The sequence below is a fragment of the Paenibacillus melissococcoides genome, assembly GCA_944800085.1.
Classification (GTDB): Bacteria; Bacillota; Bacilli; order Paenibacillales; family Paenibacillaceae; genus Paenibacillus_B; species Paenibacillus_B melissococcoides.
On sequence record CALYLO010000001.1, the window covers coordinates 1,753,258 to 1,762,299 of the forward strand.

10 protein-coding genes and 1 pseudogene are annotated in these 9,042 nt (G+C 49.2%); 5 read left to right on the plus strand and 6 right to left on the minus strand.

Translation table 11 applies throughout. The features are described from left to right. Positions 1–357 precede the first annotated feature (357 nt). Positions 358–588: a hypothetical protein gene (locus tag OCY70_RS08180; protein ID WP_213431042.1), complete on the plus strand. Its 231-nt coding sequence runs from the start codon at positions 358–360 to the stop codon at positions 586–588. Between the two features lie 226 nt (positions 589–814). Here OCY70_RS08180 and OCY70_RS08185 read toward each other — a convergent pair whose 3' ends face one another. Beyond that, complete coding sequence (locus OCY70_RS08185) at positions 815–2,059, minus strand: IS110 family transposase (RefSeq protein ID WP_261944499.1); 1,245 nt, start codon at positions 2,057–2,059, stop codon at positions 815–817. A gap of 408 nt (positions 2,060–2,467) precedes the next feature. Here OCY70_RS08185 and OCY70_RS08190 point away from each other — a divergent pair, with 408 nt between their 5' ends. From OCY70_RS08190 to OCY70_RS08205, 4 genes are all read left to right on the plus strand, one after another. Then, positions 2,468–2,734, plus strand: a complete 267-nt coding sequence (locus OCY70_RS08190; RefSeq protein WP_213431343.1) for an FAD/FMN-containing dehydrogenase — start codon at positions 2,468–2,470, stop codon at positions 2,732–2,734. A gap of 69 nt (positions 2,735–2,803) precedes the next feature. After that, complete coding sequence (locus OCY70_RS08195; RefSeq protein WP_213431344.1) at positions 2,804–3,511, plus strand: response regulator transcription factor; 708 nt, start codon at positions 2,804–2,806, stop codon at positions 3,509–3,511. After that, positions 3,504–4,880: a sensor histidine kinase gene (locus OCY70_RS08200; protein ID WP_213431345.1), complete on the plus strand. Its 1,377-nt coding sequence runs from the start codon at positions 3,504–3,506 to the stop codon at positions 4,878–4,880. Before OCY70_RS08195 ends, OCY70_RS08200 begins: the two co-directional genes overlap by 8 nt. Before the next feature lie 117 nt (positions 4,881–4,997). Then, entirely contained in the window at positions 4,998–6,050 is a 1,053-nt protein-coding gene (locus OCY70_RS08205; protein ID WP_213431346.1) for a zinc-dependent alcohol dehydrogenase, read from the plus strand. 114 nt (positions 6,051–6,164) lie between these two features. Here the strand turns inward: OCY70_RS08205 and OCY70_RS08210 are convergent, their stop codons facing one another. The 5 genes and pseudogenes from OCY70_RS08210 to OCY70_RS08230 all read right to left on the minus strand — a co-directional run. Next, positions 6,165–6,509 carry a hypothetical protein gene (locus OCY70_RS08210; RefSeq protein ID WP_213431383.1) on the minus strand — a complete coding sequence of 115 codons (345 nt, stop codon included), beginning with the start codon at positions 6,507–6,509 and terminating at the stop codon, positions 6,165–6,167. 11 nt (positions 6,510–6,520) lie between these two features. Continuing rightward, on the minus strand, positions 6,521–7,813 hold the full coding sequence (locus OCY70_RS08215) for a phage tail protein (RefSeq protein ID WP_213431382.1): 1,293 nt from the start codon (positions 7,811–7,813) through the stop codon (positions 6,521–6,523). Then, positions 7,803–8,123: a hypothetical protein gene (locus OCY70_RS08220; protein WP_213431381.1), complete on the minus strand. Its 321-nt coding sequence runs from the start codon at positions 8,121–8,123 to the stop codon at positions 7,803–7,805. Before OCY70_RS08220 ends, OCY70_RS08215 begins: the two co-directional genes overlap by 11 nt. Beyond that, complete coding sequence (locus OCY70_RS08225; protein WP_213431380.1) at positions 8,120–8,806, minus strand: hypothetical protein; 687 nt, start codon at positions 8,804–8,806, stop codon at positions 8,120–8,122. Before OCY70_RS08225 ends, OCY70_RS08220 begins: the two co-directional genes overlap by 4 nt. Before the next feature lie 4 nt (positions 8,807–8,810). Next, positions 8,811–9,042, minus strand: a pseudogene (locus tag OCY70_RS08230) (baseplate J/gp47 family protein); the annotation flags it as partial.

Consider the following 9,042-nt stretch of genomic DNA (forward strand, 5'->3'; position numbering starts at 1 on the left):
CCCGGCCGATATGATAGAGACCGGCGGGTTTCAAGTGATCGAGTGTCATTCTTGGATGCCCCGATCTCGAAATCGCAATCGGAACGACGAGGTTTGACAGAACACCGGATTGGGTCCCGCTACTTGAAGGAGCTTGATCAGGTGCAGATTAGCGGCTTTTTTCTGAATAAGAAGTGGAATGCTTCCCGGCAGCTTATTAACGATGATAGTCGCAAAATGATTGTGGATGGTGCTAAGGTGGCGCAGACATTACGATATTGGACGAGGACGAGGTATACATGACTCGATGAATCGGTTAGGGCTTCCGCAATCGCCGCCATGAATGATAACGTCCATTCCGTGAAGGGGGGATTTTGGTTGAATCGGATATATGCGATGCTGAAGGATCATTATGCTATTGACGGTGCGGAGGTCATCCCGCAGCAAGGCGGATGGTCCGCGCTCGCCTATAAAGTAGGTACGGCCCGGCATGATCGTCCACAGCCTGTTCAATACGATTGCCGTGGCGCTAGGTTAACGAAGGTCTATATTTCGATAAACCATGCCCGAAATGAAAATAAAATCATGACCGACAAAACGCCTTTATAACTTCTTCACAACTTGCAAATACGATCTTCATATCTCTCCTTTATATTATAACCATAAGTCCAGCGGTATGATGTCAAGTCCCTGATTGATGAGAATTGGAAAATTTCCTTGGCGTGCAGCAGGATCAATCCCAAAAAAGGCATCACCAAACTAGACCCAGTCGAAAATTAAGTAAAATACCATAATTTAACTGGGAATTAGAGAAGAAAATTCATGAGCCAAGGCATTATTGCTCTGTCGGCTTCACCTTCCTTCTGGGCGTATAGAGTTGGTCGTTGCGTAGCAGCACATCGACCAGACGCACAAGTTTTCTTGCCGTTAAGACGAGGGCACGTTTGTGTTGATGCTTAGGGACTTCATTGAATTTCTTCCGGTAGTACTCCCCGAATTCCGGGTCGCGGTTTTTTACCGAGTTGGCAGCTTCAACAAGGTAGTAGCGAAGGAATCGGTTGCCGGAACGAATGCGCTTTGTATCTTCCGCCTCGAAGGAGCCGGATTGGTGCTTGCGCCACGTCAGACCCGCATACTTGGCCAAGGCGGCTTGATCCGTGAAGCGGTCGATGTCGCCGATCTCGGCCAGGATGCCTGCGGCATAGACCCGATCAATGCCCGGAATGGAACGGAGGCACTGGCTGCTGGAAATGCCGTCTAAAATGCGCTCAATCGCCTTGTCGAGCTCTTTAAGCTGACTCTGGATGCTCCGGATCGACTGAATTGAGGTGCCCAGCACCAAATCAATGGAATCCTCGACAACCTTCGAGAGACGGTACGAGGCCCGAGCCGCCTTTTGAATACAGCGGGCGACGTGTTCGGGATCGGGGAAACGATTTCTCCCCTTGTCCTTGAGATAGTCAGCCAAACGGGCGACATCCATATTCGCCATCTCATCCAGACTGTACTTTTCCGAGAGCATTTCCATGATGGCATGGCCGAACACGGAACTGTCCACCTCCGCGCGAAAAGCATTGCACTTGTAGAACAGATTTTGCAAAAAGTATTGCTTCTCGCGGGTAAGGTTGTGTACGAGATGGAATCGCATGCGAGTGAGCCGCTGCAAGGCGATGTACTGTTCCTGCATCACGATAGTCGTCGTGAGTCTGCCAAAACGCAGGCGGTCTGCAATGATCCAGGCATCGATGCGATCGGTTTTGTCCAGGTCGGCATAAGCGTCTTTGAATTTGTTAATCAGCTTCGGATTAATGGTGAACACCTTGGCATTCAATTGTTGAAGGGCCTCATCTTCATGCAAGTACATGGCTGGATGCCAGCTGTAGACGGATGTGGCTTCAAGCCCGATATGAACCTCAGAGCAGGCTGTCTTGACCGCAGCAGAAATGATGCGATCCCGCAAGTAAGAGGCGCCGTGCAGATTGTTGGTGGTCTTGAAGGTCTCCAGGGTGTCGCCATCCGATTTCATCAAACAGGCTTCCAGTTCTTCGGAACTGACGTCAATACCGACAAAAAGCTTCAAGAGAATTCCTCCTTTCTATAAGGGATTCAGGGAACGGACTCTCCGGACTGTCTCCGGCGCACTCGCCGATCAATCACCCTCGCATATGAGAACACGCTTCGGTTCATGAGCTGCCCCGACGCTGCTACAGTCGGGCATGAGTTGCCGAAGGGAACAGCCAGCGGGTAAGAAGTGCAAGCGAGTACCGGAGAAACAGACTTAAAAAGTAGATTGGACTACAGGAGGGAGACGAATTTCCCCGAATGGAACCCTAAGTTCCATTGTCCAGAGACATTCCGGAAAGTCCAGTCCCCATATTAATTTTCAATGTGCAAGCTGGAAATTTTGAAGGCATTCTATGTTCCTATAAAGGACTGGAAAAAGACTCAAAACTGCCTTCAGGAAATACTATACGAGGAGGAGATACGAATGAAAAAAGTATGGCTTGGCATAACCGCCTTGGTCTTGGTGATGGGAATTGGAGCAGCCGGCGCATATGCTGCATCACCCGATAATAATGCGGGCGGGGACCGCAGCGACTTTGAACAGATGCTGCCGTTCGCGAAGCAAATGCACCCCGACCTCTCGGATCAACAGATTGAGCAGATGTACAACAACTGTCACAAAGGCAATGGCATGGGACGGGGAATGATGACCAATTCCCAATGGCGCGGCAGTATGATGAATTTCAATTAATACTGTGCTATGATAGGCCTCGCGAATATCGCTAGGCCTATCTTTATATATATGGTGAGGTTGATACGTATGGACCGTGCAAAAATTTTGATTGTCGATGATGAGCCTGATATCCTTCAGGTGATTAAAGCCTATCTGGAGAAAAATGACTACCTTGTGTATGAGGCAGATACAGGGAAGGGGGCGCTGAGTCTGTGGGAGCATCTGCGGCCTGACCTGATCATATTGGACTTGATGCTGCCTGATATGTCCGGCGAAGAAATCTGCAGAACCATCCGCAAGACATCCAACGTTCCCATCCTGATGCTGACCGCCAAAAGCAGTGAGGACGATATGGTAAATGGAATTCTGATCGGCGCCGACGATTATATTACGAAGCCGTTCAGCCCCCGAGAGCTGGTGGTGCGGGTGATTAGCTTATTGCGCAGAGCGCGGCTTCCCGTCGCGCCGCAGCAAGAAAAGCCTCTTTCCTTCGGCAACAACCATCTGTCCATCGATTCCCAACGGCATGAAGTGAAAGTCAGGGGGCAGCTTGTCTCGCTCACACCCATTGAATTCAAATTGCTTGAGCTTCTGGCAAAGCACCCCAAGCGAGCGTTCAGCCGCCTGGAACTCGTTAACCTTATCCAAGGGGACACGTTTGAGGGATTTGAGCGCACGATCGATGTTCATATTAAAAACATCAGGCAAAAAATAGGGGATAACCCGAGAAAACCGGCATTTATTGCGACGGTTTTTGGCGTCGGTTATAAATTTCAGGTGAATCCGGATGAATAAGAGCGGACTTCGGAAAAAGCTGTTGTTGTCGCATATCGGGGTAGCGCTCACATCGCTGCTGACCATAACGCTTCTTGTCTACTTGGTCATGACGTTTGCCTTCGGCCAGTATATGAAGAATCAGCAGCAAGCCGAAGCCGATACGCTGCTGAAAGATCTGGCGGCCTCCTACAACGCGGAAGCAGGCGGGTGGACGATGGGCTCGCTCATGCAAATTTCCCATCAAGCCATGCTCCGTAATTATACCGTCAAAATCTACGACGACAGGAATAAATTGATCTGGGATACAAGCAACATGGGGATGATGCCGGGAGGCACGGACACAGGATATGAGAGCGGCGGTAACGACAATATCATTTCCACAAGCATTATGAAAAACGGGCAAAAAATCGGCAGGCTCGAAATTCAAGGAATCGAGAGCGCATTTGCCTCCCAAAATCAACAGTTCCTGCGGTTGTTCAACTCGTTATTATGGGGTGCCCTCCTTCTCGTGATCGTTGGCGTCTCCCTCTTTAGCGTCTTCATGGCGAATAGTTTAAGCCGCCCGCTCATGCGAATCAAACAGATTGCCACCCGAATGAGAACCGGAGATTTGTCTTCACGGGTTGCCCTGGCGAGCCCGAGAACAGAAATCGACGAGGTGGGCTTGGCGTTGAATCACCTGGCGGATGCCCTGGAGCAGCAGGATAAGCTGCGCAAAAATTTGACGGCCGATATCGCGCATGAATTGCGCACGCCATTAGCGACGATTCAAAGCCATATCGAAGCTTTTCAGGATGGGGTGTGGCAAGCCACGCCTGACAAGCTGGAGGTATGCCATGAGCAAGTGATGCGATTGGTGAAGCTCATCCATGATCTTGAGAAGCTGACGGCGGTCGAGAATCCGATGCTGCAGCTGCAAAAAAATATGGTGTCGCTGAATGAAGTGATTCGGGAGTCCGTGAAAACGGTAAGCGGCCAGTTTGAAGATAAAAAGATTTCCATCGATATACAGCAAGACCAGGAAGTTTTTTTGACCGGCGATTATGTAAGGCTCGTTCAAGTTTTTGTGAACCTGTTGAATAACGCCTATAAATATACGAACGAGGGCAATATTCGCGTCGTTATATCCGAAGAGCCGGCCTATGCGAAGGTCACCATTTCGGATACGGGAACAGGCATCGGCCAAGAGGAACTTCCGTTTATATTTGAACGATTTTATCGGGGCGAGAAATCCCGCAACCGGAAAACCGGCGGAGCCGGGATCGGACTGGCCATCGTCAAAGCGATCGTGGAGGCGCATGGAGGGCATATTGCCGTCCAAAGCGCGGTTGGCCAAGGCAGCCAGTTCTCCGTTCGTCTTCCAAAATCAGACAGAAGCACATTCTAGCTCTTTCATGTTCAGCATGACCATCCACTGTAATAATATTACTGGCTATGGAGTACACATCTAATATTACTGGCTCAATATTACAGGAGAGACTATGGGTGAAAGGATTCGATAGGTTTGAAAGCGGTACAGTTTAATGTTGCCATACCGCAATATGTATTGTGCAAAGCGCTCGGGCGGCTTATTCCATCTCTTTATATTGGACCATTATCATGTACTCGTTATCGGGACGTCCCTGAACCGAAGCTGCCCGATGAAGAATGGGTAAAAGTTAAAGTCAAATACGGCGGAATTTGCGGCAGCGATCTGAACCTTATTTTTCTTCACGACAGCCCGGCCACCTCTCCATTTGCCTCCTTTCCCTTCACGATCGGGCATGAAGTGGTAGGCGTAATCGATGAAGTGGGACAGAAAGTATCTGGTATTCAACGAGGGGAACGAGTAATAGTCGATCCGATCTTATCGTGTATGGCTAGGGGATTTCATGAAGCTTGTCCGGCTTGCCGCCGAGGAGACTTGAGTCTGTGCGAACGCATGGCTTCGGGACATATCTCTCCAGGACTGCTCATCGGAGGTTGCCGGGATACCGGTGGAAGCTGGAGCCCGTATCTGGTCGCTCATCACAGTCAGATCTTCAAAGTGCCCGCCACAGTCAGTGATCGGAACGCGATTATGACCGATCCGTTTGCTACGGCGTTGCATGCGATAATGCGGGATCCCCCGCGTGACAGTGACACGGTACTCGTCATTGGAGCCGGAGTTATCGGCATATGCGTGATAGCTGCCCTTCGTGCACTTGATTATTCCAATCGAATTATTGTTTTGGCGAAGCATCCTTTTCAGATGGAACTGGCCCGGCTGTATGGAGCCAGCGAGAATTTTCAATTGACAAACGGTTCCGAATGCTACGAACAATTGGCTCAACTCCTCGGAGCTAAGGTGTTACCACCTCTATTCGGCAAACCGGTGATACAGGGAGGAGCAGATATTACATACGAGTGCGTGGGCCGGGATCGAAGCATTGATGATGCGTTGCGTTTTACGAAGAGCGGCGGGAAGGTAAAGCTCTTGGGAGTTGTAGCGGCGCATTTTTTTTGGCAATGTTTATCAAGATATTTGGCAAAATTGCGCCGTTATAGAAGTGAGGTTCTCACCCTTTCGTCTCAATGATTTCTTGACATTCTTCAGCCGAAATGTACTTAGGAACATACGACTGAAGCTTATCTTCATCAGCAAAACCTTTTCGCCAGCAGTCCATAAGAAATGCGAAAAATAGGCTCTTCATTATGCATTACCCCCTTCGTCCATCATACCCATCACAGCCAACTGCAACGCGTCAAGCTGCCTCCGAAGCTCTTCGTTCTCCGCCTGTAGCTTTTCAATCGGGCCGGGCTCACGTGGTCTATTGCGTTCTGCTTCATAAGCTGCCTCGTACTCTTCTTCCGTAATAAGATGGATGTCCTCGTGTTCCGGGATTTCTTCCCTTGACTGCTCTGTTATGACATAAAAGTCATATGATTCTGAAGGATATACCAGTGTGCCCGGGACAAACTTGTTCGTGTCCAAACCCTTGTAATCATAGTTACCGCCTCTCGGCCCTATAACATTTGTTAATTTTAATCCAATCATGTTAATCCTCCTTATCGATATGCGTGTGCTCCAAGAAATTGAATAACGCCTGAGTCTGATGTGCTTTTGTCTGTCATTTCGTAACTAAAGGACAGGTTGTTTCTCGTAATAATAGTATGCTTGCGAGCTATCGGCGAATAACTTTGTCGTGCTACATACAGTTTTGTCTTGCTTAAAAAAACAGCTTCCTCGGCGCTGACACTTCCGGAAGGCATTGTGAAATAAGGTACTGCTGCATGGTTTAAAATTCTTACAGGGTCTCTATCTCTATAACCTCTATCAACAATGAACGTGTTAGAGCCGTCACGAGTGACTGCGATTACTTCGTAGTCGGGAGCAGAAGAATCCACATTGTTTTTTGATATGAGTTTTCCCGCATGGTCATACAGTTCATATGTTTTTGAAGAGCCACTCAACACGATAAGTACAACATTATCGCCTACCACCAAACTACTCGCCGCAAACTCCCGTGGAGCGCCCAGATGTACTGCCCTCACAACAGTTCCGTTTGGCGACACCTCATGTAGCTCCGATTGGTATTTTACCGGGGAACCTGATGTTGTTTCTTTGACTAGTACAAAATTATTATCCTTGTTGATAAACATGCCTTTCCCAACATAGTTTCCCAGCATGTCAAAGAACGTGCTTGTTAGGGCGAGGTTGCCCTTCGCTTGTGGAATACCACTAATTGCAGCAGCCAATTGGTCAAACGTACTATTCGCGGAGACTGGCCCGCCACCTTTGTCGTTGATGACCCCCGCGACTTTCCCTTTCCCATCAACGACAGATTGCTTTACCGAATCGAGCTCCGTTATGATATTGCGCGATTGGACGGTCAGTGCACCGTTAACAGTGAGCCCGCCCGTGATAGTGCCACCCGAGCGCGGCAGACTTGCGCTTTTGGCGTTCGATTCAGCTTGGTTTGCTTTTGCCTGTGCCCCTTCAGTCGTTTCCTTTGCATTCCAAGCCGTCCGCTCGGCAGCCGTAATATGCCGGACTTGATCCTCAGTATGAGCTTCGATGGCTCCTTGTGCATTGACAGCTGCTTGCATCGCCTCGTTTACGGCCTTCGGCGTGGCTGCCTTCGTCTCGTCGGTGCTGTCCGTTGCATTTGATAGCTGGGTGATGCCCGCCTGGGTCAGGGAAGCAGCCGGAACCTTCACATCATCAATCCGCTGGCTGAGCTGGTATATCCCTTCCTCAATGTTATTTAGGTTTCGGGCTGATATCGGCGTGCCTTCCTGGATGACTTCGCCAGTCGGTGCAACGATATGGTCACGCCATTCGGTGCGGTTATATGCCAAGCCCCTCGACCTCCATTTCAATCAATCTATATTTGAATGCTACATACAAGCCCTTACTCGCTGGCTTGATGAATTCTCTTTCAGCCCGGGCAACAATATCGCCGTCATGGTCTATCAATTCAACGTTTCCAATTTGACCCGCGACACTGTCATCGAAATAGATGTACACTCGAACTGTATCTCCCTCGGCAGTAAGCTTCATGAAGTCAATCCGTTTCGTCTCGCCTGAGTTTTGATATGCTGCATGAGAGAGAGAATCGGCGAATCTTTGTAATTGCTTTTGAAGTCCGATTTCTGTAAAAGTCTTCACGACGTCGTCACCTCGTTAGCAGGTGGCCATGTGCCACATTTGATTGTGTTGCAGGGAGGAGTATGGATCAAGTAACCAACCCCTGTCGGCCACGTCCCGCATTTGATGGTATTACAGAGCGGCAGCCCTACAGAGCCGAAGCTGAAGGTAGATTGTATCACTACAGTCGATCCGGCCCCTTCTTCGATGCCGTAACTAGGCTTTGAACGAGCTGGCTTTACCTTCATCACTTCTGCATCAATGACGGCGATGTCATTAATTCCGCTCGGTGCCGAGCTGCCCAGGTAGACAATAAATTCGGCCCAACGCTCCGGGTCATGGATATAATAGGGCTCGATATATGAATGCTCATATCCAAGCGCCCGAAGCGCGGTAAGTATGCCTTCCTTGGTTCCGGCTTGTTCCGCTATAAGGTTCTTCATCATCAACCGTAAACGATACGCCTCAACGTCTTCGCCCTTTAATCGTGGCATGTCCCGATCCCGACCGTGTTCGAGTAGCATCGTCTCGCTTGCAGAGATGATCATCGATTCCTCGCGGACGCGGAAGATGTCTTCCTTCGTCTGGTCAAACAATTTGCCAATTACCTTGAGAAAGATATAGAACTGATTATCCTTCTTGGCAATTTTTTTTAATGGGCCATATAGGAGATAAAACATGTAATCACTGAATTTTTGAAACATGTAGTTACCCCCTCATCAGCCTAACGGTGACCTCACCGAGAACAATCACCTTGGAGTTGTCCAAGACAACGTCTTGCGGCGGATTATTGACCTTTACGTTCCTGACGTCGAGTTCCTTCCGAATCGCGAAAATGATGTCTGAATGATTCAATTCATTCAGGCTGCGACCTTTTTTGATTCGGAGGAGCTCTGTCAGAATGGCCTTGGCGCGCTCTTCTATGCCTGCATCGGATGCA